24 protein-coding genes and 9 tRNA genes are annotated in these 26472 nt (G+C 44.3%); 6 read left to right on the top strand and 27 right to left on the bottom strand.

Annotated elements, in window-relative coordinates; genetic code table 11:
• Positions 1-677: 677 nt before the first annotated feature.
• Both HLM86_RS13795 and HLM86_RS13790 read right to left on the bottom strand, forming a co-directional pair.
• Positions 678-1934 (bottom strand): cyclic di-GMP phosphodiesterase, encoded by a 1257-nt coding sequence (locus HLM86_RS13795; RefSeq protein WP_076589533.1) that lies wholly within the window; start codon positions 1932-1934, stop codon positions 678-680.
• A gap of 98 nt (positions 1935-2032) precedes the next feature.
• The gene (locus HLM86_RS13790; protein WP_076589532.1) at positions 2033-2443 is read right to left on the bottom strand and encodes a VOC family protein; all 411 of its coding nucleotides are present in this window, start codon (positions 2441-2443) and stop codon (positions 2033-2035) included.
• 286 nt (positions 2444-2729) lie between these two features.
• Here HLM86_RS13790 and HLM86_RS13785 point away from each other — a divergent pair, with 286 nt between their 5' ends.
• The 4 genes from HLM86_RS13785 to HLM86_RS13770 all read left to right on the top strand — a co-directional run bounded on the left by HLM86_RS13785 (position 2730) and on the right by HLM86_RS13770 (position 7522).
• Entirely contained in the window at positions 2730-3644 is a 915-nt protein-coding gene (locus HLM86_RS13785; protein ID WP_170883193.1) for a homocysteine S-methyltransferase family protein, read from the top strand.
• The gene (locus HLM86_RS13780; protein WP_170883191.1) at positions 3631-5160 is read left to right on the top strand and encodes a BCCT family transporter; all 1530 of its coding nucleotides are present in this window, start codon (positions 3631-3633) and stop codon (positions 5158-5160) included. The genes HLM86_RS13785 and HLM86_RS13780 overlap by 14 nt, the downstream gene beginning before the upstream one ends.
• A 373-nt stretch (positions 5161-5533) precedes the next feature.
• Positions 5534-6304 carry a class II aldolase/adducin family protein gene (locus HLM86_RS13775; RefSeq protein ID WP_170883189.1) on the top strand — a complete coding sequence of 257 codons (771 nt, stop codon included), beginning with the start codon at positions 5534-5536 and terminating at the stop codon, positions 6302-6304.
• A gap of 42 nt (positions 6305-6346) precedes the next feature.
• Complete coding sequence (locus HLM86_RS13770; protein ID WP_076589528.1) at positions 6347-7522, top strand: mandelate racemase/muconate lactonizing enzyme family protein; 1176 nt, start codon at positions 6347-6349, stop codon at positions 7520-7522.
• Between the two features lie 4 nt (positions 7523-7526).
• Here HLM86_RS13770 and HLM86_RS13765 read toward each other — a convergent pair whose 3' ends face one another.
• The 3 genes from HLM86_RS13765 to HLM86_RS13755 form a co-directional block, all read right to left on the bottom strand.
• Positions 7527-8378, bottom strand: a complete 852-nt coding sequence (locus HLM86_RS13765) for an amidohydrolase family protein (RefSeq protein ID WP_170883187.1) — start codon at positions 8376-8378, stop codon at positions 7527-7529.
• A gap of 8 nt (positions 8379-8386) precedes the next feature.
• Positions 8387-9112 carry an SDR family NAD(P)-dependent oxidoreductase gene (locus tag HLM86_RS13760; protein WP_076589526.1) on the bottom strand — a complete coding sequence of 242 codons (726 nt, stop codon included), beginning with the start codon at positions 9110-9112 and terminating at the stop codon, positions 8387-8389.
• 256 nt (positions 9113-9368) lie between these two features.
• A tRNA-Leu gene (locus tag HLM86_RS13755) sits at positions 9369-9453 on the bottom strand.
• 190 nt (positions 9454-9643) lie between these two features.
• On the opposite strand from HLM86_RS13755, the gene HLM86_RS13750 reads away from it, so the two are divergent.
• A complete protein-coding gene (locus tag HLM86_RS13750) occupies positions 9644-10120 on the top strand; it encodes an RDD family protein (protein WP_076589525.1) in 477 nt (158 codons plus the stop codon).
• Positions 10121-10271: 151 nt separating this feature from the next.
• Here HLM86_RS13750 and queF read toward each other — a convergent pair whose 3' ends face one another.
• From queF to HLM86_RS13735, 3 genes are read right to left on the bottom strand one after another with little or no spacing between them, the layout of a single operon-like run.
• Positions 10272-11090 (bottom strand): NADPH-dependent 7-cyano-7-deazaguanine reductase QueF, encoded by an 819-nt coding sequence (gene queF, locus HLM86_RS13745; protein WP_076589524.1) that lies wholly within the window; start codon positions 11088-11090, stop codon positions 10272-10274.
• A 3-nt stretch (positions 11091-11093) separates the two neighbouring features.
• A complete protein-coding gene (locus tag HLM86_RS20270) occupies positions 11094-11957 on the bottom strand; it encodes a queuosine precursor transporter (protein WP_170883185.1) in 864 nt (287 codons plus the stop codon).
• On the bottom strand, positions 11950-12546 hold the full coding sequence (locus HLM86_RS13735; RefSeq protein WP_076589522.1) for a helix-turn-helix domain-containing protein: 597 nt from the start codon (positions 12544-12546) through the stop codon (positions 11950-11952). The genes HLM86_RS20270 and HLM86_RS13735 overlap by 8 nt, the downstream gene beginning before the upstream one ends.
• 137 nt (positions 12547-12683) lie before the next feature.
• Here HLM86_RS13735 and HLM86_RS13730 point away from each other — a divergent pair, with 137 nt between their 5' ends.
• On the top strand, positions 12684-12830 hold the full coding sequence (locus tag HLM86_RS13730; RefSeq protein WP_170883183.1) for a hypothetical protein: 147 nt from the start codon (positions 12684-12686) through the stop codon (positions 12828-12830).
• A gap of 99 nt (positions 12831-12929) precedes the next feature.
• Here the strand turns inward: HLM86_RS13730 and luxS are convergent, their stop codons facing one another.
• The 19 genes from luxS to HLM86_RS13635 form a co-directional block, all read right to left on the bottom strand.
• Positions 12930-13448: an S-ribosylhomocysteine lyase gene (gene luxS / locus HLM86_RS13725; protein WP_076589521.1), complete on the bottom strand. Its 519-nt coding sequence runs from the start codon at positions 13446-13448 to the stop codon at positions 12930-12932.
• Positions 13449-13471: 23 nt separating this feature from the next.
• Positions 13472-14068, bottom strand: a complete 597-nt coding sequence (locus HLM86_RS13720) for a transglycosylase SLT domain-containing protein (protein WP_076589520.1) — start codon at positions 14066-14068, stop codon at positions 13472-13474.
• The gene (gene gshA, locus HLM86_RS13715; RefSeq protein WP_076589538.1) at positions 14065-15645 is read right to left on the bottom strand and encodes a glutamate--cysteine ligase; all 1581 of its coding nucleotides are present in this window, start codon (positions 15643-15645) and stop codon (positions 14065-14067) included. Before gshA ends, HLM86_RS13720 begins: the two co-directional genes overlap by 4 nt.
• Positions 15646-15745: 100 nt before the next feature.
• On the bottom strand, positions 15746-18604 hold the full coding sequence (locus tag HLM86_RS13710; RefSeq protein ID WP_170883181.1) for a M16 family metallopeptidase: 2859 nt from the start codon (positions 18602-18604) through the stop codon (positions 15746-15748).
• A 9-nt stretch (positions 18605-18613) separates the two neighbouring features.
• Positions 18614-19075, bottom strand: coding sequence for a YqaA family protein (locus tag HLM86_RS13705; RefSeq protein WP_076589518.1), 462 nt, complete (start codon positions 19073-19075; stop codon positions 18614-18616).
• Complete coding sequence (locus tag HLM86_RS13700; RefSeq protein ID WP_170883179.1) at positions 19069-20019, bottom strand: NADP-dependent oxidoreductase; 951 nt, start codon at positions 20017-20019, stop codon at positions 19069-19071. The genes HLM86_RS13705 and HLM86_RS13700 overlap by 7 nt, the downstream gene beginning before the upstream one ends.
• Positions 20020-20130: 111 nt before the next feature.
• Complete coding sequence (locus HLM86_RS13695) at positions 20131-21261, bottom strand: sodium ion-translocating decarboxylase subunit beta (RefSeq protein WP_170883177.1); 1131 nt, start codon at positions 21259-21261, stop codon at positions 20131-20133.
• A gap of 9 nt (positions 21262-21270) precedes the next feature.
• Entirely contained in the window at positions 21271-23031 is a 1761-nt protein-coding gene (gene oadA, locus HLM86_RS13690; RefSeq protein ID WP_170883174.1) for a sodium-extruding oxaloacetate decarboxylase subunit alpha, read from the bottom strand.
• Positions 23032-23064: 33 nt separating this feature from the next.
• Positions 23065-23319 carry an oxaloacetate decarboxylase subunit gamma gene (locus HLM86_RS13685; RefSeq protein WP_170883172.1) on the bottom strand — a complete coding sequence of 85 codons (255 nt, stop codon included), beginning with the start codon at positions 23317-23319 and terminating at the stop codon, positions 23065-23067.
• A 362-nt stretch (positions 23320-23681) separates the two neighbouring features.
• Positions 23682-23758: transfer RNA gene (locus HLM86_RS13680), tRNA-Arg, on the bottom strand.
• Positions 23759-23810: 52 nt separating this feature from the next.
• A tRNA-Arg gene (locus HLM86_RS13675) sits at positions 23811-23887 on the bottom strand.
• A gap of 54 nt (positions 23888-23941) precedes the next feature.
• Positions 23942-24018, bottom strand: a tRNA-Arg gene (locus tag HLM86_RS13670).
• A gap of 52 nt (positions 24019-24070) precedes the next feature.
• Positions 24071-24147: transfer RNA gene (locus HLM86_RS13665), tRNA-Arg, on the bottom strand.
• A 55-nt stretch (positions 24148-24202) separates the two neighbouring features.
• A tRNA-Arg gene (locus HLM86_RS13660) sits at positions 24203-24279 on the bottom strand.
• A gap of 65 nt (positions 24280-24344) precedes the next feature.
• Positions 24345-24437: transfer RNA gene (locus tag HLM86_RS13655), tRNA-Ser, on the bottom strand.
• Positions 24438-24459: 22 nt separating this feature from the next.
• Positions 24460-24536 (bottom strand) — tRNA-Arg (locus HLM86_RS13650).
• A 56-nt stretch (positions 24537-24592) separates the two neighbouring features.
• Positions 24593-24685 (bottom strand) — tRNA-Ser (locus HLM86_RS13645).
• Positions 24686-24865: 180 nt separating this feature from the next.
• Positions 24866-25063: a carbon storage regulator CsrA gene (gene csrA / locus HLM86_RS13640; protein ID WP_038175355.1), complete on the bottom strand. Its 198-nt coding sequence runs from the start codon at positions 25061-25063 to the stop codon at positions 24866-24868.
• Positions 25064-25155: 92 nt separating this feature from the next.
• Positions 25156-26343: an aspartate kinase gene (locus tag HLM86_RS13635; protein ID WP_076589513.1), complete on the bottom strand. Its 1188-nt coding sequence runs from the start codon at positions 26341-26343 to the stop codon at positions 25156-25158.
• Positions 26344-26472 lie beyond the last annotated feature (129 nt).

The raw sequence follows: 26472 nt of genomic DNA, 5'->3' as shown, positions 1-26472 counted from the left end.
TGAGCCATGATCAAACTCTTCAATTTAAGATTTTGTTCGGCTCAATGAATACTGACTTCAAAACTTATCGTTACTCGAAAGTAACAAGCAATTTTAAAGCTATTACCATTCCAACAGAATGATAATGAATTGACTGTGCCAAATAATGTCTTTCTGCAAGAGAAAGTCGTTATTTGTATTGGTCACTCAGTTCATTGATACCTAAAGTGATTCAATAGAATCATTTTTGGATTATCATCAACGAGTGCCCACACAGATTGATAGGTTTATATTTTTAAAGAGCGTTGCTTTTAAGAATCTTTTCTCTCAAGCGGAGGTGCATTCTAGCGAGATAATTTAAAGAGTCAAACTCTTTTTTAATTTTATTTTCTTGCTTGATTTTCACCTGACTGAAACTGCGTAAGCCTTGTGGCGTCTGCCGTGTCAGTGGATGCGCATTATAGAGGGAGTCAAAGATAAGGCAAGGGTAAAATACTTATTTTTTATAAAAACTCGCTTAACTGATCATTTAGCATTCAAACGGCTATTTTTGAGAATTTTATCTTCAGGTTGGACCCATGATACCCACAGGTGCCTGTGGGTAACTAGAGAAATTGAGGCCTAAAAGTTTCTATTAAGCAGAAAGTGAGCGCATTTTCACAACCTCCGCCCCTTATAAGATTCAGCATTGCAGTACATTAGCCATCAGTATCAAAAAAGTAAGATATTCGCGATCTTGGGTTTAAGTACTCTTTGACTTTATCCGGTAGTTTATTGGGCAAGATGGCATTCACTATTTTGATGTCCTTTTCTGCTAAATCAATAATCGGTGCCTGCGTTCTCGGTACGGAGGGATCATAAATAAGTACGTTCGGGAAGAGGATCTGGCTCGCGTTAACCGAAATGACTAGACCCACAGTGTCATTGGAAAGTTGTACTACGGTTCCAGGGGGGTAAACACCCATAAATTTAATCAAAATGTTGAGGTTATCATTATTATATAAGTGTTTGCCCTTCTTATATAGATAAGAGAGTGCCACATAAGGTATCTTTTGTTCTGAAGGAACGTTGCAATGGCAAAGGTTATCGTAAGCATTCGCCACCGCGATAATCTGTGTCAATTCATCAATCTGATCACCCTTCAACCCTTCTGGATAGCCAGAGCCGTCATTCATTTCATGATGTTGGGCAATCACTGTCTTAGCACTCTCTGGAAAACATTCCATACTACTAATGATATCAAGGCCATATTTGGTATGCAGTTTGAGATAATTCTTTTCCGGCTCGGTGAGCCGTGTTTGTTTCCGCACGATAGCAGCGGGCACCTTAACTTTCCCCATATCATGAAACAAAGAAGCAAAAGCGACCTCTTTAATTTTTTGAGCATCTAGGTTTTTCGCTTTAGCAATCATCATCGCAAGCACTGCAACATTTAAGCAATGAAAATAGATGTCCTCAAATTCGCTTTTTCCATTCATCAGGTGTAGCGTCACACTGTCTTCACTCAGCAAGTTTTCGACTATATCATCCACCAATTGAGCGGCTTCATCGACGGCCTGAGTCGGCCGATTGCGAATCTTATTCATCACCGCTCTCATTTTAGATAAAGAGCGTTCAAAATCCTTCTCACACTTGACCACGCGTCTCCTATAGGCACTGAGTTTTTCAATTCGATCTTGCTTTTCCTTCCAAAGTTTTTGTGCTTCGAGATCGATTTCTTCTTCAGCGATAACAGGCTGCTCTTTAGGCTCAGTTGAAGGCGGGAGTGGTTGGGTATCGCTTTGCCCAGGATTAATGAACACATGAGTAATGCCTAGATGGCGGATCAAACGGATCTGATCTTCATCTTTCACTTTGAAGCTATTAAACAAGAAGGGGTGCTCATTCCACTTTACGGGTAATCGTATATGTAAACCGGGCTGGATTCTGTCTACGGTAATCTTAATACTGGCCACGATTGCTCTACCACTCTTTTCCTAACATTCTTTTCATCATGGTTATCCTCAATTTTAACCCTGAATCACGTCTAGATTACTCTTTATGGCTTGCTCAATCATTGTTGCACTAACTCACAATGCAGCATCCAACGAATGCCAAACTGATCTTCCACTTTCCCAAAACGCGCGCCCCAAAACGTATCTTCAAGCATCGTCATAATTCGCCCGCCATGAGACAGTTTGTCAAAAACCCTTGCCTGTTGGTTAAGATCATCCATAACCAAGGACAAAGCCATGTGATTTCCTGAACGCTCTTTTGCAACCAGTCCATCCGATAACATCAGCTTCATTCCAAATGCTTCAAGCTCAGCGTGCATAATCCATTCAGGATCAGCGCCTTCTATCCGTTGAGGAGCATGCTTAAAATACTGCTTGGTTAGCACTACGCCCTCAAAACAATGACAATAAAAGTCCAGAGCTTCTTCACATCGACCAGCAAAAAACAAATAGGGTGTAAGATGATACATCGACGCTTCCTATGTCATTTATGTACTCTAAAAGATAGACAATTTTTGGGTAACTGACCGAAAAAAATAAAGATTTCAATAGATCCACACTAGGATAGAAAATTCTCATTCGACACAAGAACGATGACGTACTGAACGTTGAAGGGCATTAGCGACTCTCTGAGGGAAATCCGCCACGGCGAGTCTATTTGATTTTTATTCATAATTATCTTGAGTAAATTTCAATTTGACCTAAATCACATTATGGTTACATTGCAACGATAACGAACAAGATAAAGTAATTTTCATGAAAACATTGACCATTCTGGATGGCGGAATGGGCCGTGAATTAAAGCGGCTTGGCGCCCCATTTTCACAGCCCCTATGGAGTGCACAAGCGCTCATAGAATCACCCAACTATGTAAAAGAAGCGCATCAGAATTTTATCGATGCCGGTGCTGAAATTATTATCGCTAACAGCTACGCCTGTGTGCCATTCCACCTCGGCGCTGAACGCTACCAAACTGAAGGTGCCAAACTCGCAAGAGAAGCAGCGGCGATTGCCAACTCAGTCGCACAGAAAAATAATGACAAAGGCAGCCCTCTTGTTCGGGTTGCTGGCTCAATCCCCCCAGCCTTTGGAAGTTATCGCCCTGATCTGTTCGAGGAAAATCAAGCAAGAGAGATTGTCGAGACGCTATATCATGCTCAAGATCCTCACGTTGATTTATGGATCGCCGAAACCATTGCCAGCATACAAGAATTTGAGGTCATTCATGAGGTCTTGAAGCATTCCTCTAAAACTTGCTATTACGCCTTTTCTTTACAAGATGAATTGACTTGTGAAGCAAAGTTGAGATCAGGTCAGTCAGTAAAATCTGCCACGGCAATGATTTGCTCCTCCCATTGCGAGGGGATTTTCTTTAACTGTTCAGTCCCAGAAGTTATGGAACAGGCCATCTCGGATGCCAAAGAGGTCATTGAACGTTTTGGTCTAACGATAGAGATCGGAGTCTATGCCAACAACTTTTCACCCATTCAGGCCGACCATCAAGCAAATGATATTTTACAGTCCATGCGTCAACTTTCCCCAACAGAGTATCTGTCATATGCCAAGCACTGGCGTCAACTTGGTGCCACCATTATCGGGGGATGTTGTGGCATTAGACCGGACCACATAGAAGCGTTGACCGATTGGAGAAACTCTCTTGAGGAATCTTAACTATGGGTTAGCTCTGCCCGCCATCGCCCTTGTTCTAGTGATACTGTTTACCGCCTCGTCCTACCCGATTCAATCACAAGCTCTGGCCGATCAAGCAATGCACTCCGTCACTGCTTGGTTTGGTTGGCTAGTTGAACTCGCAGCCTTAGCTCTGGTGTTTTTTTTATTCTGGCTGGCATTTTCACGATATGGCCGCATCCAACTTGGAGAAGGCAAACCGGATTACAGTAACTTCTCTTATGGAGGAATGATCTTTACCGCAGGGGTCGGCGCATCTCTAATCTACTGGGGAATTGGTGAACCCATCTACTATCTTCAATCACCTCCTTTGTTTGCAGCTCAAAACAGTTATTCAGCCGCAGCATGGAGTGTCACCTATTCGATGTTTCATTGGGGAGTCACAGGCTGGGCGATTTACTGCTTCCCTGCGATCCCCTTTGCTTATGCATTTTACGTAAAGAAACAGAGAACTCTGAAGCTGTCTACTTTGTGTGCATCCGTGATTGGCGAACACCCGATAGTGGCAAAGTGCATCGATTTGTTAGCTATATTTGGCACATTAGCCGCTTTTGCTAGTTCCTTAGCACTCACCGTCTCTTTGTTAAGTGTGGGCATCTCTGAATTATTGAACATTGAAAATGGCATATTCCTGCAAGGAGGCATTATCCTCCTTTTTGTTGCTGCATTGATGGCGGTCATGCTCGTCGGGTTTGAAAAAGGCATCAGTAAAGTTTCCGACCTTACCGTCATAGCTGCAATTGGGTTTGCCCTGTTTGTACTGCTCTCTTCTAATTCACAATTTATTCTCAATAATTTTACCGATTCGTTAGGCGTCATGCTGGACAATTATTTTCGCATATCACTTTGGACCGACCCAGTACAACAAAGTGGTTTTCCTCAAAGTTGGACCCAATACTACTGGTTTTGGTACTTTGCCTACTTGATTATGATGGGGCTGTTCATCACCCGCATTTCTAGAGGCAGAACAATTCGAGAAGTCATTCTGTATACGATTTCGATGGGTTCACTGGGTTGCTCGTTTTTTATTTCTATTTTTGGTGGCTATGCTGTCTGGGCACAGCTTATTGGGGGGTTACCAGTACAGACATGGATGACTGAAGGTGGATTGACTTTTGCTGTTGTCTCCTTGATCCAAACATTGCCTGCGACATCCACCACCCTTACTCTGTTTCTGGTGATACAGTTTTTTCTCATGCTTACGACCATGTCCAGCGCCAGTGTGGCGACGGCGATGCTGACAACCAACGAACTTGCTGTGAATGGTGATCCTGACAACAAAGTTAAGCTTTTGTGGGCAGGGGCAATAGCGCTAATCAGCTTTAGCGTTTTTCTTGCTGGGGGCGGCATCAATACCATCAAGTCATTGTGTGTGGTCGCGGGTCTACCAATGATGTTTATCTATGCGATTCTAATTCGCCACCTATTGCAGGAATTAGGCGTCTGCACCAAAAAAAGCACATGGAAAAAAAACGACATTCCGCTCTCTGAATATTGAGATTGATAAAAACACCTTTCAGTTATTCATTGTTTATGGTGGTCGAAAGCCTGATCACCATGAACCGTCTCTCATGACCATTACTCCACCATCGCTACCACTAGATTCAACGTTTCCATGAAAACTGGATAGCCTGCCCCCTCCCCGTCACTTGAAGCTTGCTCGTTGGGAGCGTCGCCTCAATCGAGAATACAGAGAAAAGTGGCAAACTTTGCTCTTCCTCAACAAAGCGCGTAAATATCAACTCGAAAAAACTAACGTTCACGTGTTAAGTTGATCTGAGGAAGCAAACCACAACATCAAGCTAATGTTATATTTTCTGGATGCATCTTTGCGAAAGTGAGTAGGATGGTTTTAAAAAAGGATAGGATCAATGAACGACATCCCAAGATTAAATCTAAAAGGTCAAGTGTCTGACACAGAATGGCAGACTCGTGTCGAATTGGCTGCTGCATATCATCTGTTTGTTATGCATGGTTGGGATGATTTGATTCATACCCACATCTCGGCTCGTATTCCCGGTACAGAAGAGCTTCTTATCAATGCCTTTGGCCTATCTTTTGATGAAATTACCGCATCAAACCTTGTCAAAATTGATATTGACGGCCAAGTTATCGATCCGGACTGTCCTTTTAGCATCAACCCTGCTGGATTCACCATTCATAGTGCTGTTCACGAAGCGAGACCTAAAGAGCAATGCGCCCTCCATGTCCATACTGATGAGACCGTAGCGATTGCCAGCTTAAAAGAGGGGCTGCTACCACTAAGTCAGTATTCGATGTTTGCACTGGCCTCGCTGAGTTATCACGAATATGAAGGGCTTGCGGTCAATCATGAAGAAAAGCGACGCTTACAAAGCGATCTTGGTCAATCCAATTTTATGCTTTTGATCAATCATGGTGCCCTCACTATGGGGAAAACGATTGGCGATGCATTTATGCATATGTACGACTTAACCCGTGCCTGTCAAATTCAATTACAAATTCAAGCCACAGGGCAACCCGTTCATCTCGTCGAACAAACAATTGTCGACGGTATAAAAGCACAAGCCAATGTCGTTCACTCAGGTCTAACCGGAGGGCAAACCGCTTGGCCTGCCATGATGCGAAAAGTGAAACGAACCTACCCTGACTTTGACCAATAAATTCGAAACTTAATATCAACATGACTGACAAGATAGGTCCAAATGAAGATTACGGAAATAGAAATTTTTGATATTCACTGCCCAAAGAGACCACAATGGAATCCTGTTTTTGTTCGTATTCACACCGACGAAGGGATTTCAGGGGTGGGCGAAGCAGGACTGGCTTATGACTGGGGCCATAGCGCCGCCGCCGCAATGGTTAAGGAAATCGCTGAAGCCGTGCTTATCGGATGGAACCCATTTAATACTGAACAGCTTTGGTCAAGAATGCTAAGAGAAAGCTTTTGGGGGCTAGGCGGCGGCCCAGTGCTCTACTCTGCGATGAGCGCCATAGATACCGCTCTTTGGGATATCAAGGGCAAAGCTCTAGGGTTGCCTGTTTATCAACTTTTGGGAGGGAAAACCAACGATAAGCTGAGAACTTATGCAAGCCAGCTACAGTTTGATTGGGATAAAGAGTGCAAAAAACTGATTACACCTGAAGAATACGCTGAAGCGGCTCTTAAAGCAGTTGCGCAAGGCTATGATGCTGTGAAAGTCGACCCGATCGTATACGACCACAATGGCGAATCCTCTTTTGATAGAACCAAGCTGTTTACGCAACCACAGATGCGCCTTTTTGGAAATCGTTTAAGAGCGATTCGGGACGCAGTAGGGACTGATGTTGATATTATTTTTGAATCTCATTCACTGATGGGGGCAGCTTCTGCCATTCAGATGGGAAAAATTGTCGAAGAAGTCGGTTGCATGATGTACGAAGAACCCGTTAATTATCTCAATTCAGCCGTTCATAAGAAAGTTTCCGACAATGTAGGTGTCCCTATCGCGGGCGGAGAGCGCTTGTATCATCGCTGGGATGTCAGACCCTACTTTGAAGATCAGAGCATTGATGTTCTTCAACCTGATATTGGCCTTTGCGGCGGCTTTACCGAGGCGAAAAAGGTATGTGATTATGCAGACGTTTACGACGTTCGAATTCAGGCTCATGTATGTGGCGGCCCAGTCGCTACGGCTGCCTCATTACATTTAGAAACCGCCATTCCCAATTTCTTAATTCATGAACATCATACTTACGCCATAAAGGATTGGAATCGAGAGTTATGCCTTCAAGACCCTCAACCGGAGAATGGCTATTTTCAGGCTCCAGATACCCCTGGAATTGGTATTGAGTTAAACGATGAAGTCGTTAAACGTTCACCGCATATTTGTGTCAAGTGATGATCTAAAATTTGTACCATAGCAGAGCATTATCATGAAACAGTGCTTCTGCTCTCGCTGTGGTGAAATCGAGATATTGTGTCCATAATTCTTCATAACTCTTTGAGAATAAGCACAGTGGAAAATTACTTGCGAGCATCACTCGATGATCACCAAATGCTTCAAGACACTCACTTAATACCGTTAACACCCAGCGGTTCTCGTAGTCCCTTCTCCCCATCTCCCACCCAGAACATTTGACCGCGATATTATTATGCTTAGCCAAAAGAGACAGGTTTTTTTTCCATTCTTCCCATTTACCGCTATTGAGCTGTGGAGGGAATCCTGCATGGTTGAGAATGATCGTTAACTGAGGACAATGTTCCACACAGGCCAGTAACTGATGAATTCCTGAAGTATCCGTCAACGGCATTTGCAAATCAAAAGAAAGTGTTTGTTCAGCAAGGTAAGCAAGGTTTGAACACACCTCTAAATCAGACAGCAGATCGCAGGCATTTTCATCCAAAATATGTCGGACACCCACCACCGATGGGTACGCCCTAAGCTTATCGATCTCTTGAATGAAATGTTGTGGTGGTTTCGTTATATCTGCACTCGCAACTGAGCGAAAGGGAAGCGTTGCGCTTTTTTCAAGCCACTCTATTTCCCTCCACCACTGAGTATTATCGTACCCAGCCTCTACATGTACATAACCAGCGAGTGAAAAACGGGGTTCGCAGTGCAAATCACCTTGGTGAAAATTTCTTAAGATCTTGCCTTTATCAGGCCAAAATGGTGGGTTTTCTTCACGTAACCAGTGATAATCGCCATTTTCAATATCAAAGAAATGCAAGTGAGCGTCAATAAATTTAAGCATATATAAACCTATCCAGTCGTGTATCCGCCATCAATAACTTGCACGCTGCCAGTAATGAAGGTGGCACTGTCACTAGCAAGAAACAAAGCATATTGCGCTACTTCTTCAGGCTTACCAATGCGACCTAAAGGTTGCATCTCCGCTTCACTTTTATGAACTTGGTCAAGATCCGCACCTGATCGAGTGCAATACTCTTCAATTGCCTTGTGATATAGCGGTGTTTCGATGGTTCCAGGACATAGCGCGTTAGCACGAATGTTAAATTTTGCATAGTCAATCGCGGTTGTCTTGGCTAGTGAGACGAGGGCGGCTTTGCTCAGGTTATAAGCAAATGAATTAGGTTTAGCCACCAGACCTTGCTCAGACGCTACCACAATAATGGAACCCGAATTCTGTTTCTTCATCACAGGCAAGACGGCCTGCACTGCCGAGTAGGTTCCTTTTACATTGATATCAAAAACGCGTTGAAGATCTTGCTCAGATGTGTTCTCAATATCGGCAGAAAAATGGACGCCTGCGCTGGTCACAAGGACATCAATGTTATGATTTTGGGCAATGTGTTTAATGTGACCCTGCACGGCTTGGTGATCAGTGATATCACATGGAACATGATGCCCTAGAGGTCCTTCTTTTATATCAAAGTTAAAGACCAAATAACCTTCTTTCTCAAAGAGTTGTACAATGGCTTGGCCAATACCGGAACTGCCTCCGGTCACAATACAGGTTGTTTTCATTATCTATTAGCACAGTCAGTTAAACTGAAAAGATCATAACTCAAGTCTGTAGTGAGCGGTACTACGTTGCACCAGAATCTGCATTATTTTACACCACCCCCACACAACTAATAGATTCACCACCCCAGAACGACGAGCCTAGTGAGTTGAACGTTAATTTCAGGGACACAAGCTTTACATGACTCAAATACTGATTCGAAAGTACTTCAGATACAACAAAGCCCCGACTTTCGTCGAGGCTTTGTCATACAAATAATGGTACCGGTGGGCGGACTTGAACCGCCACGCCCGAAGGCAACGGATTTTGAATCCGTCGTGTATACCAATTTCACCACACCGGCATCTTGGGGCTCTGCCCTTTGATGTTTGGCATTATACGTAAGCAAAGCATCGATGCAAGAGTAAAAGACTGAATAGCTTGCCGTTTGCTGATAAAATCACCACATATTATCAAGCTGTGCGCAAAGTCTCTTTTCACAGCAAAAATGAAGCGATATGCTGGCGTCCTTTTTAAAATAGGTAAACTCTATTATGTCCACACCTGACGCTCTGCCTGCCGCAGGGTTAATGCGCCGTCTTGGTGCCTTGTTTTACGATAGTCTGATTGTCATAGCAATTGAAATGCTTGCGGCTGGTATTGTGATTGCGGTATTACACGCTTTGGTTGCAATGGGAGCCTTCAGTGCAACGCCCTATCTGGATGTCAGTGATTTTTTGACTCATCATCCGATTTGGAGCCCAATCTATAAACTTTACCTAGCCTTCGTTTGGGTCTATTTCTTCGTTTTTTTCTGGACTCGTGCCGGACAAACATTAGGGATGCGAGCCTGGAAAATCCAAATTCGTAACCCCAATGGAACCGCTATTTCAACCAATCAGGCTGTCATTCGTATCGCGACATCAGGCTTTGGTCTCGCCAATATTACGGTACCCTTTGACCGACAAAAACGTGGGATTCATGATATTTTGGCAAAGACACAGGTCGTTCTCTTACCTAAGGTCCAATAGAAGCATAAAGCCAGTCAAGTTCACCTGACTGGCTTTATCAATCAATTCAGATTAGTGGCTCAAGCTCACCGACTTGTTCGATAGATATTACATCAAACGCTAAGTACGGGGATTTAAGTCCAAACCTCTCTTCGTTTCTTTCTTATTAACTTTATTGCCTTGGGTTTCTTCCAGAACACAATTCACTTTCAAAATCACTTCGGAAAGGATTGATATCGAGCCCACCCCGACGCGTATATCGGGCAAAAACCGTTAAATGTTCAGGATCACAACATCGTTTAATGTCAGAATAAATGCGCTCTACACATTGCTCGTGAAACTCATTATGCTCACGAAATGAGATCAGGTATTTCAACAAGGTTTCATGATTTATTTGTGCACCAGTGTAACGAATATACACACTGCCCCAATCAGGTTGATTGGTCACCAAACAATTGGATTTCAAAAGGTGAGAGCACAAAGATTCGGAGACATGTTCATCAAGTGTACTGCCAACGAGTGCTTCAGCATCGTAATCAAAGTTATCCACTGAGATGTCTAACTCATCGATACAGTGAAAAGACGAGCTGACCATCGTCTCTTGCTGCGTGTCAACCTTGGTAAAACTCACCGTAACGTCGGCGCCAGCCGCCGCGCTCAAATCCTCTTTCATCTTGGTCATCACAACGTCTTTTGACTCGAAGCACGTTTGATTGAAACTGTTGAGGTATAACTTGAATGACTTTGACTCAATTAAATTGTCAGACGTCTGTGGGATAACAAACTCTCCGATTGCCACAACAGGTTTTCCTTTGCTGTTGAGCCACGAGATTTCAAAAGCAGTCCACAAGTCGAATCCTGTGTGAGTCGCTTGCTGATAACCTTTTATCTCCGCTCTTCCTCTGGCGCGTGGAATCGGATCCAGCAACTCTGGTTGGTAGTGAGAAATATAGTTTGTGCTTTTTCCCAGATTCTTGTCATAAACTGTCATTTATTACGACTCCTTCACATTAATTAATCGAGAAAACAATTTTCTTGCATAGTAAATAGGCCCAACACTTATTAGCGCATACATAACTTTTATCGATACTTGGCTAACAAACATAACCCATAGCACTTCATTTGGTAATACCGTGTAAAAGGCAATCCCAATGAATAAGGCACTATCAATAACCGAAGCAATACTCGTGCTGGCGATGACTCGTACCGCTAACCATTTTGAATTTGTCACTAGCTTTATTTTATTCAGCACATAGGCATTAATGTTTTCCGAAATGAAATATGAGCTTAGTGAGGCAACAAAAACCGACACCATACTACCCACAAGCGTTGTATACTGAACATTCATTACTTGCCATGATTCAATACTTGGGATGAGCGTTGATGAGTAAAGAAACAATAATATTCCCGCATTGACCACCGTCGACTGTATTATTGCTTTTCTTGCCAGTCTCAAACCAAAAAATTCATTCAATATATCAACAAAGATAAAGGAGAGGGGGTACAAAAAAATGGCGGCGGGAACAATCATACCTGTATCAAAAACTTCAATAGGCTTGATGCCCATAATATTTGAAAGGGTAAATAAGGAGCAAAGACACAACACCAACAGCGAATAGCCGACCCAATATGTCTCACGACGATCTTCTAACTCATATGCCCCTTCAAAACGATTATTGGAATACGCTTTCTTACATACCTCAACGAGTTCATTACGATTTAAATCGTCAGCGACTTCGCTGTTAAGTAACTCTTGAGCCGGGATATCAGCGACTTTCCCTGTTCCTTTAATCATCACACGTGCAAGAAGTTGGGGGGATTCATTAAACCCGATTAATTTGTACTTTTGGTTAAACACGATAACGCTCCTCAATAATACTCCCAAGCAAAAAGTCATCACTCTCTAAGCCATCATATAAAGCAAGAACATGTAACACATCCTTGCGAAGAACAAGCCTCTTTAAGCCTTTCTCCTCATGATTAACTCTGTCTATAATGAGGCAATTGCCTCGGGTATAATAATTTGAAAGTATTTCTTCAACCCTCACAGCAACCACATTGTCTCCCTCAGAAAAATGATAGGTGATTGGGTATTCCACGACCAGAGCACCAATGTAATGGTCTCTTTTTTCAATAAACTCTTTTTCATTAAGAACAGGAACTGCAATAGGGTTTTTATTCCCATCAAGGCAGACAGCTGACGCCCTTAGAGTGTGCTCTTCCAATGACTCATTCTGAATAATATAACATGTCGTACCAAAAAAATTGGCTATACGTTCTACCGTAGAATTCTGGACTCGGTCAACTTTCCCATCCAAGATTTTATAAATGGTCGCTCTTGTTATACCGGTCTTTCGACTTAGTGATGCTTTAGTTTCTTTGTGCTGATACAATCCAAACTGAATATTTTCTCGCAATATCGAGATTCTTTCACTGTTGTTCTTCATGTTCGTACGCCTTCAAAAACCTAACATAAATAACGTCAAAATATGATACATGACACATATAAAACATCAAGATAATATACACTTAGTACTCTTTTATGTATACTAATTGCATATATTATTAAAATAAGGAGGGTGGCATGAATACAGAATGCCTCGAATCTCGCCTTCAAGAAATCGCTTACTGGTGCAAATTGATTCAAGATAAGCCAGATAGGCAAGATGCCATCAGCTATCTCTATGTTCATGCGAGATTGCTACTCGATGAACTAGAAAGAAAACACTAATAAAAGTTCTGCTGATAAGTACAAGGCTCCGAGTCTGTTTACTTGGAACCTTGGTGCCATGCTGAGAAACGTTCATACAAGACATTAGAGGTTAAAGGGCTATTCTATTTCCAACGCTTTCAATATAGATTCCGGCAAGGACAGCTCTTCATTTTTATTCACAGAGATCCCCACATCAATGATCGCCTGTGCAATTTGTTTAGCTTGGTCTAGGGAATGCATATCAAACGTTCCGCACTGATATTCATTGAGCTCAGGTATCTGCTCCTGACTCTCCACGTCTAACACATCTCGCATCGCCTCCATCCACCCCTGTGCAACGTCAGCTTCTGAGGGGGCTCCGATGAGACTCATGTAAAACCCCGTACGACATCCCATCGGGGAAATATCAATAATTTCAACATTTTGGCTATTCAAATGATTACGCATAAAACCGGCAAATAGATGCTCTAGAGTGTGAATACCTCGCTCTGAAAGCAGTTCTTTATTCGGTGTGGTGAAGCGTAAATCAAACACCGTAATCGTATCACCTTTAGGTGTTACCATGGTTTTGGCAACACGTACTGCTGGAGCACTCATTCGAGTGTGATCGACCGTGAAGCTATCCAATAATGGCACTATTTTTCTCCTTAAAGCTTGATCTAAGAGAACCAACTCCGTTTGCTTTCCAAGTTTTGCCGGCACTGCTTTAACTGCCAGCCATAGTCTTTCGCCTGCTGCTCAACTTTACGAGCGACCTTGATTAGTGAGGGTTTAGACTGGTATGTCTGACGCTTATAACCTCCTCGGCCTTCATGATAAGCTAAATATTGGTTGTATGGGTCCCATTTTGAGACGCCTAATTGTTTTTGAGTTTCACTGGTATACCAGCCAATAAACATCAAGGAGTCATCAAAATTGGTTCGAGATCCACCGTGTCCAGTTGCTTTCTGAAAATCCTCCCAGGCCGGATTTTGTGCCTGAGCATAACCATAGGCACTGCTTAGGCGTCCCCAAGGAATAAAACCCAAAAGGTAATCTTTGGGGGGGCGAGCATCGTGGCGAAAACTACTTTCTTGTTTTACAAAGGCCATGGCAACCTGAATAGGGGTTCCCCAGGTCTTCTCCATGTCCGCCGCATCTTCATACCAATCTTGGTGCTGCTCAAAAATTTCACACAGATCGGTTTGATTTTTAGGCGGTGTGGTGGCACACCCTCCTAAGATCAACAAGCCTAAGCTTAGGAGTGGGGCTTTCAAGGCTGTTCCTCAAATTTCAAGTATGAAAAATAGTCTTCTAGAAAATCATCAAAGATTTGAGTATCCGCTTGCTCTGCTTGCGCCTGTTCCAACCGAGAACGGGTCACCTCTTCTTCCATTGATTTGGCCGAGTAGACTTTAAAGCTATGACTCAAATGCTGTTGTTGATACTGAGATCCCAACGCACAACCCACCTTACCTAATCCACCTAAGCGCTGGGTATCGGCGAGTAACTGACCCGAAATGGTTTGTTCTGGATTATTGATCCACCCCATTAGCTTACGACAAACCGACTGATACTCTTGACGCCCAGTGGGCTCGTCCATTTTCTCGGCAAGCACCATGACTTCATCAAACACACGTGTAGCCCAATCTTTTAAAGGTAACACCTCACCTTGGCATCCAATCTGTAATTCGAGATCAGGACGGCGGCCTTCAATAATCACTTTATTCCAATTTTCTCGCCAGCAAGCCTGCTCACTAAAATCCATGGGACTTGAATCACTGAGCGCAGCCCAAGTCAAAAACAAATCAAGAAAACGAATCTGATCCTGAGTAATACCAATTGCACTATAAGGATTGACATCTAAAGCACGGACTTCGATATATTCCACTCCGCCACGAGCGAGTGCCTCAGAGGGTTTTTCGCCGGATTTAGCAACACGTTTAGGACGAATAGGTGCATACAGTTCATTTTCAATCTGTAATACATTGCTGTTGAGCTGACGATATTCTCCATCTACTTTGACGCCAATTTCAGCGAACTCAGCCGAAGGCGTTCGAATTGCCTCATTCAAACCTTTCAGATAATCGTCAAGACCATTAAATCCTATTTTTAAAACGCTTTGAGCACTATTTGTATAACCTAAATCACTCATACGCAATGAGGTTGCATAAGGTAAATAAAGCGTCTCACCTATATTTTTAAACGGAAGCGGGCTGTCTGAGTTTTTGACAAACGAAGAACATAACGCGGGCGAAGCGCCAAAAAAGTAAGGGATTAGCCACCCAAAGCGGTAATAGTTTCGGATCAATCCAAAGTAAGTATCCGATTTGGCCTGCTGCCGCTCTTGAGGTGACTGCAATCCATGCAGTTCATCCCAGAACGTTTCAGGAAATGAAAAGTTAAAATGAACACCAGAAATGATCTGCATCAGACTACCGTAACGGCGTTTGAGCCCTTCACGGTAGAGTGTTTTCATCTTGCCAGAATTTGAGCGACCGTATTGAGCCAACTGAATATCCTGTTCACTCCCCACATAGCACGGCATCGACAAAGGCCACATTTTTTCTTCACCGAGCTTCGTCTGCGTAAAATGATGGATATCTTCCAACTGTGCTGTGAGTGTATCAATGTTATTTGATACGGGCGTAATAAACTCAAGCAAAGACTCAGAGAAATCCGTCGTGATCCATTCGTTCGCATAAGCTGAACCTAGCGGTTGTGGATGAGGCGTCGTCGCAAGCCTTCCGTTCGTCTGGTAACGCAATGTTTCCCTTTCTACACCACGACCAAAGGACTTAAATACTTCAGGGTTTTGTGCAACTCGCTTAAGTCGCGCAGAAAAATCAGTCAAAATGCGGTTCGCTTCTGGTTTAGTCCAATTACCTTTGGACCGTTTAAATACCAGAGAGTGGGATAACCCACTCTCTCTCATGCTCTAATTTATGTGTACTTTAGCGGACGATTTCAAGCTCTTCTAGCGGCATTTGTAAACTTTCTAGCTGAGGCTTTAAAGTTTTTAGATCACCGACGACAATTATTTGGTATTGTTCAGGCGCAAACCACTTCTTTGCCACCTCATCTAAGGTCGCCTTGCCAACTGTTCCTACAATCTCATTACGCTGTTGAAGGTAGTCTTCATCCAAACTGTAAAACAGAATACTACTGAGCAACTGCGCTTTCTGTGAGGGCGTTTCATACTTGAGTGCATCTTGTTGGCCCACGGCTAACCGTAAAAACTCTAATTCATGATCCGTCATCCCATTTCCACTGTAATTGGCCAGCTCTTTGTGGATTTCTTTTATCGAATCTAAAGTCGCATCAGACCTAACTTGAGCAGAAAACACAATCATCCCTACTTCTCGGTTATTGGCATAGTAACCATTGGCACCATAGGTATAACCTTTATCTTCTCTCAAATTTTGGTTGATTCGACTATTAAAATTACCCGCCAAATTAAAATTCGCTAGCTGAGTCAGGTAAGCTTCTCCAGTAGCATCAAAAGACAAACCCTGACGAACAAATCGAATGATACTCTGGGGTGCTCCGGGGGTATCAACCAAATAGATTTTTTTCTGGGTCGGTGAGGTTATTTTTTGCGGGCGTAATAAGGGAGCATCTTCTCCATTCCAACGTTCAATAAACGCCAACGCTTTTTTGAGACGAGGCTGAGTAATGTCTCCTACCACCACAATTTGAGCACCTTCTGGTGTATAGTGATTACGGTAAAATGCTTTCACTTCATCCAGCGTAATCGATGCCACTGAATTCTTGGTGCCATCCCCTGAACGCTGATAAACCGAATCTGAGAACAACACTTGTCTGGTTGCCTGAGAGGCCAGCCACGTGGGTTTTTGATGCTGGTATACCAGTCCTTCCAAAGTCTGTTGTTTTATTCGGTCAAAATCCACTTGGTTGAACGCCGGCTTAAACAAGATTTCTTCCACAATAGACAATGTCTGGGGGAGATACTTATTCAGACTGGATACTGAGATGCTGGTGGTATAATTGGATGCACTAATCGACACTGAACTTCCCAACTTATCCAACTTTGCCTGAAGCACTTCGACTTTAGAATCAAGCGTATCTTCCTCCAACATTGCCGCCGTCAGATTAGCGAGTCCTTCTTTCCCTGACGGTACATAGCGTTCGCCAGCAGGTAGACTAATTTCTAGCTGTACCGTGGGGGTTTCACTACTTTGCGTACCAAGAACTTCAGCACCATTATCGAAGAAAATCGAGTACAATTTAGGCATTTGAGCTTCAACAGCTTGGGCAACTTCAGGCATTACAGATCGGTCAAACTCTTCCTGAGGTCGACGATAATCCAGCTCATCATCCGATATTTTTTTGTATTCGGGAACATGGCGTTGAGGGCTCTCGAAATTGGCAGGCGCTACAACATCATCCAACTTTCCCTTTGGAATGACGCTTAAAGTCACTTTTTTGTGGCCATTTACGTACTCTTTGTAAACGGTCATCACCGATGATGGCGTTACCGAACGAATATTATCAAGCTGCTCATTAATACGATCTGGGCGACCATAGAAGGTCTCATTCGACGCCAATTGAGAGACTTTTCCTTTAACACTCTGTAATGCAAAAACAGCATTTGCTTCCGCCATACCCGTAATTTGGTCTAAACGAGCTTGGTCAACGCCTTGACTCTCAAACTGCTGTAATGTCGCCATTAGCGATTGATAGAGTGGCTTGAGCTTACCTTTTACTCCCGACGGAGCCATTGCGTATACATAAAAGGTACAGGAGAGTTCAGAACAATCATGAAACGCACCGGCATCCACCGCTTTTTGCGTTTTAACAAGTTGTTGATACAACAAACTATTCGTTCCTTGCCCCAATACATTGGCCAATGCATCCAAAGACGCCTGTGTCTTTTCTCCCTGATAGGTTGTAGGCCAACCAATCAAAACCATTGGCTGCTTGATTCTATCTTGTAGCGTAATGAAACGGTCTTGTTCGAGTACTGCAGGCTGTTTAGGCGCATTTTCTACCTCTGGCCCTTTGGGAATACGGCCAAAATACTGATTTACCCACTGAAGAGTTTGCTCTACATCAATGTCACCACCGATAGTCAAGACGGCATTATTGGGCCCATACCAGCGTAAGAAAAAGGCTTTTAGATCATTGACATCCACCCTATTGAGGTCGTCGATATAACCTATCGTTTGCCATGAATAAGGATGCCCTTCAGGGTACATTGCTTCACCCATACGCTCCCACATTAAGCCATAGGGGCGATTGTCATAGTTTTGTGCCCTCTCGTTTTTCACCGTATCACGCTGAATTTCAAACTTACGTTGAGATACGGCGTTGAGTAAAAAGCCCATGCGATCTGACTCAAGCCAGAGCATTTTTTCAAGCTGATTGGAAGGCACAGTTTCAAAGTAATTGGTTCGATCACGATTGGTTGTACCGTTTAACGTGCCACCCGCCTCGGTAATGATCTTAAAGTGCTGTTGATCCCCAACATGCTCACTGCCCTGAAACATCATATGCTCAAAAAAATGAGCAAATCCCGACTTACCGATCTCCTCACGGGCCGAACCAACATGATAAGTAACGTCGACATGAACGAGAGGGTCAGAGCGATCAGGAGACAGGATCACTGTCATGCCGTTATCCAGACGATATTTAGAGTAAGGGATCATTGCCTTACCCGATTGAGGTAGCACCTCTTCTACGAATGAAATCCCTTGGGGTAACGAAGAACGATGAGAATCGGACGAAAACAAGTTGCTAGTGCAACCATAAAGTGCAACCAGAGAAAGTGCACCTAACCAGATTTTTCTCATGACATCTCCTCAGAAAAAACCGTAAAAAACAGCCGCAAGCACGGTATAACGTAATGCTTTACCTAGCATTATCAGCCAAAGACATGGCCAAAAACGCATGCGTAGCCAACCTGCAGCCAAACAAATAGGGTCACCAATAATCGGCAACCAACTTAATAAAAGAGACCAGTAGCCATAACGACTCAGCCACTGCTGTGCTTTATGACCGTACTTTTCATTTTGAGTTCGATTGGGTAACCATAAACCAAGCCAATAATTGGTCAGGCCACCAAGGGTATTACCTAGGGTCGCGACCACAAGTATCGAAGGGGTGGAAAATTGATGGAGGCTAAGCGTTGCAATAAAACCTGCCTCAGAACCTCCAGGAAGTAATGTCGCGCTCAAAAAGCCAGTAATGAACAAAACCCATAGCGCGGAATCAGAAAACCATAAAACAAGACTTTGAAATACTGCATTAGACTCTACTAGCAATGCATATCAAGCAATATCTTGCCCCTTGTGTGACCCGTTTGGATATGTTGATGCGCCTCCGCGACCTTATCTAGAGGGTACACTTGTTGAATTTCCGTTTTCAACAACCCAACGCTAACCATATACAGCAATGTATCGAGTTGTTCAGGATCGGGGTCCACCAACATACCCGTCGCCTCAAATCCAAGTATTTTCGCTTTTTCACAGATCAACTCTGCCGTAATCGTTGGCACCGTCACGACTTTTGCTCCGTCTTTAAGGCATTTTAAGGCATCTAGCGCCGCATCACCACCAACAAGATCGATCAGAACATCGGCTTCTTCAACCCGCTCTGAAACCGGAGAAAACTGGTAATTAATCGCATGCGCACCCAGTGTTGCCATGTAATCAAGATTCGCTTCACTACACGTAGTAAAGACCTCGGCTTTTGCAGCAACCGCAACTTGAATCGCTAGGTGGCCTACCCCTCCAGCACCCGCCAAAATTAAAACTCTCTGACCTTCACGGACTTCAGCTTTGTCAAGAGCCTGAACCGCCGTTTGCCCAGCCAATGGCAATGACGCCGCAGCCTCTAGTGTTACCGACTCAGGTACAGGGCTCAATTCACCTTCAGGTACACTGATGTACTGGCTATAGCCTCCCCCTTGCAGCGGAAACCCGATAAAACCGGCCACTTTATCTCCCAAAGAAAACCTCTTTGCTTCGCCTCCGCAGGCAACCACTTCACCTGAAATATCATAACCTAGAACCCAAGGTAGCTTGTCTTTGTTCTGCGATGCCGCCCAGCCATGCCCTGCACGTGTTTTTGCATCGATAGGGTTGACGCCAGCGAACGCCACTTTGATCAAGACTTCATTATCTTGAGGTTTGGGAGCTAAGTTTGACTGAATGGTCAACACTTCAGGCTGACCAAATTGAGTGATCGCGATTTGTTTATTTTCCATTTCATCATTTCCCTAACGATACGAAAAAGGACGCAAGAGCATCCCTTTGAATATATACCATTTATTGCCCGAAAGTTAACTGCGTATTCTTAAAATAGCGAATAACTGATGTTAATTCACCAAAGCAAGCAGAATTCCCGCAGCCACCGCTGAGCCTAAAACGCCAGCAACATTAGGCCCCATCGCATGCATTAACAGGAAATTGTGCGGGTTAGCCTCAAGTCCGACTTTGTTAACCACCCGAGCCGCCATAGGGACAGCCGATACCCCTGCAGCGCCGATAAGCGGGTTGATGTCCTCTTTAGACAACTTGTTAAGCAATTTAGCCATTAATACGCCACCTGCCGTACCAATACTAAAGGCCACGGCTCCCAATACTAGAATACCTAGAGTCTCAACATTGAGGAACTCATCAGCCTGAAGTTTTGAACCGACACCAAGCCCAAGAAATATCGTGACTATATTGATTAATTCGTTCTGAGCCGTTTTCGATAGCCGTTCAACCACGCCTGCTTCGCGCATCAAATTCCCTAAACAAAACATCCCCACCAAAGGCGTTGCTGATGGAAGAAACAAAATAGTCATCAGTAATACAATTAATGGGAAGAGAATTTTTTCACGCTTTCCAACATGGCGTAGCTGTGCCATCGTCACTTTACGTTCTTCTGGGGTAGTCAGGGCCTTCATGATGGGTGGCTGAATAATAGGAACCAAGGCCATATAACTGTAGGCAGCAACGGCGATAGCACCGAGCAGATCAGGCGACAACTGACTGGCTAAAAAAATAGCGGTAGGACCATCAGCGCCGCCAATAATAGCGATAGATGCAGCATCAGGCATGCTAAATGCCATACCGGGAACGTAATTCAGCAAGATCGCGCCAAATAACGTGGCAAAAATACCGAACTGCGCCGCCGCGCCCAGCCAAAGCGTTTTCGGGTTAGCGATCAAAGCACCAAAATCTGTCATGGCGCCCACACCCATGAAGATTAACACCGGGAAGATGCCTGATTCAATCCCCACTGAATAAACGTAGTAAAGCAACCCGCCTTCATCCGTAAAGCCAGCATTAGGGATATTCGCTAAAATCGCACCAAACCCGATAGGAAGAAGGAGCAAAGGTTCGAAACCCTTACGAATGGCTAAGAACAGCAAGATACAACCGACCATAATCATACAAATTTGGCCGAGTTCAAAATTCGCAATCCCTGTTTCAGACCAAAGAATCAACAATCCATCCATACCAATCCCCTAAGCCAGATTAATAAGAGGTGCCCCAACAGTCACTGAGTCCCCTTCTTTAACATGAAGATCTTGAACAACACCGCCACGAGCGGCACGTACTTCTGTTTCCATCTTCATCGCTTCAAGAATCAGCAACACATCGCCTTCATCAACGTTCGAGCCGATGTGAACATTAACTTTAAATATGTTGCCAGCCAGTGGTGCAGGCACCACCTCTGACTCAAGCACAGAAGACGAAGAAACGCGTTTCGGTTTTACAGACGCCAATTCTCCCTGAGGTCCGACTTCAACCTCAAACACTTGTCCGTCGACCCTCACACTGTAAGACTCAATTGTTTTTGGTGTCGATTTGTTCGGTAAGTCATTTGTCGCAGAGGCCGCTTCTGGCACAGGTTCGAATGCATCCGGATTATGGCGGTTTTTGAGAAATTTTAGGCCCACTTGTGGAAACAACGCATAAGTCAGTACATCGTCAACCTTGTCTGCCGCCAACACAATATTTTGATCGCTGGCTTTGCGCAACAAATCGTCAGTTAAGGTGTCCATTTCCGCCTCTAACAAGTCCGCAGGGCGACATGTCACCGCTTCTTGCCCGTCTAGCACGCGAGCCTGAAGCGTGGCATTTATTGAAGCAGGCGGGGTGCCATATTCCCCCTTAAGAACACCCGCAGTTTCTTTGGTAATGCTTTTGTAGCGTTCTCCAGTTAACACGTTGATGACGGCTTGAGTCCCGACGATCTGGGATGTTGGAGTAACAAGAGGAATGAACCCAAGATCCTCTCGTACCCGAGGAATTTCCGCCAAAACTTCGTCCATTCGATCTGCAGCACCTTGCTCTTTTAACTGGCTCTCCATATTGGTCAGCATTCCCCCGGGAACTTGAGCAATCAAAATTCTCGAATCAACACCTTTTAATTGGCCTTCAAATTGCGCGTATTTCTTGCGCACTTCACGGAAGTAAGTCGCGATAGGTTCAATATGTTCAAGCTTTAAACCTGTATCTCGTTCTGTCCCCTCCAACATGGCAACCACGGCCTCTGTAGGTGTATGGCCATAGGTACAACTCATTGAAGAAATCGCTGTATCGAGCATATCGACCCCTGCTTCCACGGCTTTAACCGCTGTCGCCGTAGACAGCCCCGTTGTTGCATGAGAATGCAAAGCAAGAGGGATGTCTGTGGATGATTTTATTCGAGAGATAAGTGCCTGCGCCTCATAGGGCTTTAACAAACCAGACATATCTTTAATGCAAAGGGAGTGGCAGCCAAGATCTTCAAGGCGTTTCGCCAAATCAACCCAACCTTCAATGTTGTGCACTGGGCTAGTGGTATAAGAAAGCGTACCTTGAGCATGTCCACCAACCTCGATCGTAGCTTTTACCGCCGTTTGAAAGTTGCGTACATCATTCATGGCATCAAAAATACGAAAGATATCCATCCCATTGGCATGTGCTCGTTCCACAAATTTTTCGACAACATCATCGGCATAATGGCGGTACCCAAGAAGGTTTTGAGCACGCAGCAACATTTGCATCGGAGTGTTAGGCATCGCATTTTTCAGTGCACGCAAACGTTCCCATGGATCTTCACCTAGATAACGAATGCAGGCATCAAACGTTGCTCCTCCCCACGTTTCCAATGACCAGTAGCCGACTTTATCAAGCTCTGCGGCAATGGGTAACATATCGTCCAGACGCAATCGAGTCGCAAATAGTGACTGATGGGCATCACGAAGGACCACGTCAGTTAAAGCTAGTGGTTTAGGCATGCTCGTAAACTCCTTTTTACTTCATTCCAAATACTATTTTGTGTCAGAAACGCGATATTGATGGACCGCAGCAGATATGGCAGCCATTACTCGGGGGCATACCTGTGAGGCCGATTGAACATCACTATGGTGAGTGGGTATAACCAGCGGTTCTGGGATGTCATCCGGTACCAGCTTTGACATTAAGCTGACCAGATAGACGAGAGCGGTCAAGAAGGTAAAGACCACAAGCATTCCAGTGAACATCAGCGTGGCGGCATCAGCCAATAAGCTTCCAATATTTTCCATTTTGGCATCCTTTCGTTGTCATCCTGACAAAAACTTGGCTATCTATTCAACACTTATTGCATGCTATTTCTATGACGGCAAGGCTCAGCCATCACCTGTGAAGTGGTTAGTATGGTTCGTCAAAGGACTTAGGATTATCTCGATTGATTAAATTTTGTCAATTTTGTTTAATGCAGTATTCATGCTTTATGCCCCCTAAACGCTCATTTTCGTCAGATTCATCACATAAACCTGCAAAGATAGGCAAGCAAAGATCTCACAATTTTGACTTTGAAAGGTGATGCCATGCCTCGAATGGGGCAGAAAGGTAAGAAAAATCATTGATAAAAAAAGCCCTGCTAATACTAGCAGGGCTTTATGTATGGCGCGCTCGGAAGGATTCGAACCTTCGACCGCCTGGTTCGTAGCCAGGTACTCTATCCAGCTGAGCTACGAGCGCGCGGGGTTTCGATATTACCAAGGCAATATCAGGAACTTTGCTCCCTTAAAAGTGGCGCGTCCTGGAGGATTCGAACCTCCGACCGCCTGGTTCGTAGCCAGGTACTCTATCCAGCTGAGCTAAGGACGCATGTTTTTTAGTAAATCAGTTCGATGTTTTAATCTGACTTAGCAAACTTAATAATGGCGCGCTCGGAAGGATTCGAACCTTCGACCGCCTGGTTCGTAGCCAGGTACTCTATCCAGCTGAGCTACGAGCGCGCGGGGTTTCGATATTACCAAGGTAGTATCAGGAACCAAGGTCCCTTAAAAGTGGCGCGTCCTGGAGGATTCGAACCTCCGACCGCCTGGTTCGTAGCCAGGTACTCTATCCAGCTGAGCTAAGGACGCACGGTTTTGTTGCTGAATAAATTCAGCATCAGGATCGTTTAAAACCCTAAGTAAGTGGCGCGTCCTGGAGGATTCGAACCTCCGACCGCCTGGTTCGTAGCCAGGTACTCTATCCAGCTGAGCTAAGGACGCACAGGGTGTGAAGTATATCACACAAAATTTTCTTTAAAACAAAAAAAATGACCATAGGCCAATAATGGCGGTGAGGGAGGGATTCGAACCCTCGATGCGGCTACAAACCGCATACTCCCTTAGCAGGGGAGCGCCTTCAGCCTCTCGGCCACCTCACCTTGTCTCTCTTGAAAAGTAATATGGCGCGCTCGGAAGGATTCGAACCTTCGACCGCCTGGTTCGTAGCCAGGTACTCTATCCAGCTGAGCTACGAGCGCACTATTTTCTTCATCAAGAAACCGTTTTAAAGCTGCTCCGAGGAGCAATGCAAGAATGGCGGTGAGGGAGGGATTCGAACCCTCGATGCGGCTACAAACCGCATACTCCCTTAGCAGGGGAGCGCCTTCAGCCTCTCGGCCACCTCACCGTCTTGCGGAGGCACATATTACGATTTACCGAAAATATGTCAAACATTTTCTTGGTAAAAGCAGTAAAAACTTAGCCAAGCGTTGGCTATTTAATCAAAGCGACGCTAATTCGCTCTTTTCACTAGTAACATACCGCCCAATAACACAAAAAAGCTGACATTATGTCAGCCTTTCCATCGCTAGTAATTTCCTGATGGAGCGTTACCATTACCCTTTTCTGCCTGGATTCGCATATAAATTTCTTCTCGATGTACAGACACTTCTTTCGGAGCATTAACACCGATACGGACTTGATTACCTTTGACGCCCAGTACGGTTACTGTGACCTCATCACCAATCATTAATGTTTCGCCAACACGGCGAGTTAAAATTAGCATTCTGTGCTCCTTGAATAATCTCTGATATTTCTTGCAACGAGGCCATTATCCAACAAAAGTAATATTTTCGTAAACTCTATTCTCATGCCAAATTAACTTAAAACGGCATATTTTTGCTGGCCATCGAATGCCTGTTCGGAAATGATGTACGCATCATGAAGTATGTTGGCCGCTTTGTCGATGTATTCTGGTAACAAAATCAACATTAACGACTGTGGTTTCAACGCGGCATGGACAACGTTAATTCCTTGTTCAGATAACAAAGCGTAAGACTGTTCGACCAATCCTTCCACTTTAAGTCCGATGACAGTCAACAAACTAACGGGTTCACTATTGCGGATTTTTTCACCAAAAACCAGATTAAGCTTTGCATAAACATCCGCTTTAATCACGACACCCGTCCATTCTGGATGTTCGATCACACTGCAGATTAGGACACCTATCATTCGGCACTTTTTTTCTAGATTGGAGAGGGCGTTATGGTCAACTTGGATCATTATCATCTCGCGCTCTACAGCGATTCCACAGATGTTCTTTTGGCATTCTTGCCCCTGAACCAAACTGCCTCCGTCGCCTTCAAAAGTCGACAACACCCTTAGGGGTATTCCATGTTGAGCGGCATATTGCACAGACGGAAGGTGTAAGACCTTAGCCCCTTTGCTCGCCATCTCTTCCATTGAAATAAAGTCAATAACATCAACTCTCTTGGCACTAGGTACGATACGAGGATCGCAGGTATAGATCCCATCAACATCCGTAAAGATTTGGCATTCTCCTGCTTGAAGCGCGCCGGCAAGTACAACGGCTGTCGTATCTGATCCTCCCCGACCTAAAGTGGTAATATCACCAGCATCATTGATACCCTGAAATCCAGCAACAATCACGATATGATCCTGCGCCAACTCAGCTTTAATTATCGATGTATCAATGTGTTTAATCGTCGCGTCATTGTGTAAATTATCCGTCACAATCTTCGCCTGTGCCCCAGTAAGTGAACGTGCAACATGACCTTGTTTATTCAACGTCATTGCCAGTAGTGCCATCGACACTTGCTCACCAGCGGAGAGCAAAACATCAAGCTCGCGGGCGCTTGGCACACCATCTATTTGCTTAGCCAAACCCATGAGTCGGTTGGTTTCGCCAGACATGGCAGAAACGACAACAACAACTTGATTACCATCATTTTTTTCCTTAATGATGTGTTCGGCGACTTTGTGGATTTTTTCAATAGAACCCACTGAGGTTCCGCCAAACTTTTGCACGATAAGGGTGTTTTTCACCAGTCTTCACCTTCCCAAGACCAAAGTCTTATTGGCTGAATTCACTCAATGGCGATTGAATACAGCATTAACAACAAAAACCAAGTGCAGTGAGGGGGACATTGATAAAGCCACTGCACCTTGGTATAG

Source organism: Vibrio ostreicida (assembly GCF_013074385.2).
Classification (GTDB): Bacteria; Pseudomonadota; Gammaproteobacteria; order Enterobacterales; family Vibrionaceae; genus Vibrio; species Vibrio ostreicida.
This window is presented reverse-complemented; position numbering and strand designations above follow the sequence as displayed.

Bases quoted from the DNA above. Each gene is read 5' to 3' on its own strand.
- HLM86_RS13790 (WP_076589532.1), bottom strand. From the start codon at position 2,443: ATGTATCATCTTACACCCTATTTGTTTTTTGCTGGTCGATGTGAAGAA.
- HLM86_RS13785 (WP_170883193.1), top strand. From the start codon at position 2,730: ATGAAAACATTGACCATTCTGGATGGCGGAATGGGCCGTGAATTAAAG.
- HLM86_RS13775 (WP_170883189.1), top strand. From the start codon at position 5,534: ATGAACGACATCCCAAGATTAAATCTAAAAGGTCAAGTGTCTGACACA.
- HLM86_RS13770 (WP_076589528.1), top strand. From the start codon at position 6,347: ATGAAGATTACGGAAATAGAAATTTTTGATATTCACTGCCCAAAGAGA.
- HLM86_RS13765 (WP_170883187.1), bottom strand. From the start codon at position 8,378: ATGCTTAAATTTATTGACGCTCACTTGCATTTCTTTGATATTGAAAAT.
- HLM86_RS13760 (WP_076589526.1), bottom strand. From the start codon at position 9,112: ATGAAAACAACCTGTATTGTGACCGGAGGCAGTTCCGGTATTGGCCAA.
- HLM86_RS13750 (WP_076589525.1), top strand. From the start codon at position 9,644: ATGTCCACACCTGACGCTCTGCCTGCCGCAGGGTTAATGCGCCGTCTT.
- queF (WP_076589524.1), bottom strand. From the start codon at position 11,090: ATGACAGTTTATGACAAGAATCTGGGAAAAAGCACAAACTATATTTCT.
- HLM86_RS13735 (WP_076589522.1), bottom strand. From the start codon at position 12,546: ATGAAGAACAACAGTGAAAGAATCTCGATATTGCGAGAAAATATTCAG.
- HLM86_RS13730 (WP_170883183.1), top strand. From the start codon at position 12,684: ATGAATACAGAATGCCTCGAATCTCGCCTTCAAGAAATCGCTTACTGG.
- HLM86_RS13710 (WP_170883181.1), bottom strand. From the start codon at position 18,604: ATGAGAAAAATCTGGTTAGGTGCACTTTCTCTGGTTGCACTTTATGGT.
- HLM86_RS13700 (WP_170883179.1), bottom strand. From the start codon at position 20,019: ATGGAAAATAAACAAATCGCGATCACTCAATTTGGTCAGCCTGAAGTG.
- HLM86_RS13695 (WP_170883177.1), bottom strand. From the start codon at position 21,261: ATGGATGGATTGTTGATTCTTTGGTCTGAAACAGGGATTGCGAATTTT.
- oadA (WP_170883174.1), bottom strand. From the start codon at position 23,031: ATGCCTAAACCACTAGCTTTAACTGACGTGGTCCTTCGTGATGCCCAT.
- HLM86_RS13685 (WP_170883172.1), bottom strand. From the start codon at position 23,319: ATGGAAAATATTGGAAGCTTATTGGCTGATGCCGCCACGCTGATGTTC.
- csrA (WP_038175355.1), bottom strand. From the start codon at position 25,063: ATGCTAATTTTAACTCGCCGTGTTGGCGAAACATTAATGATTGGTGAT.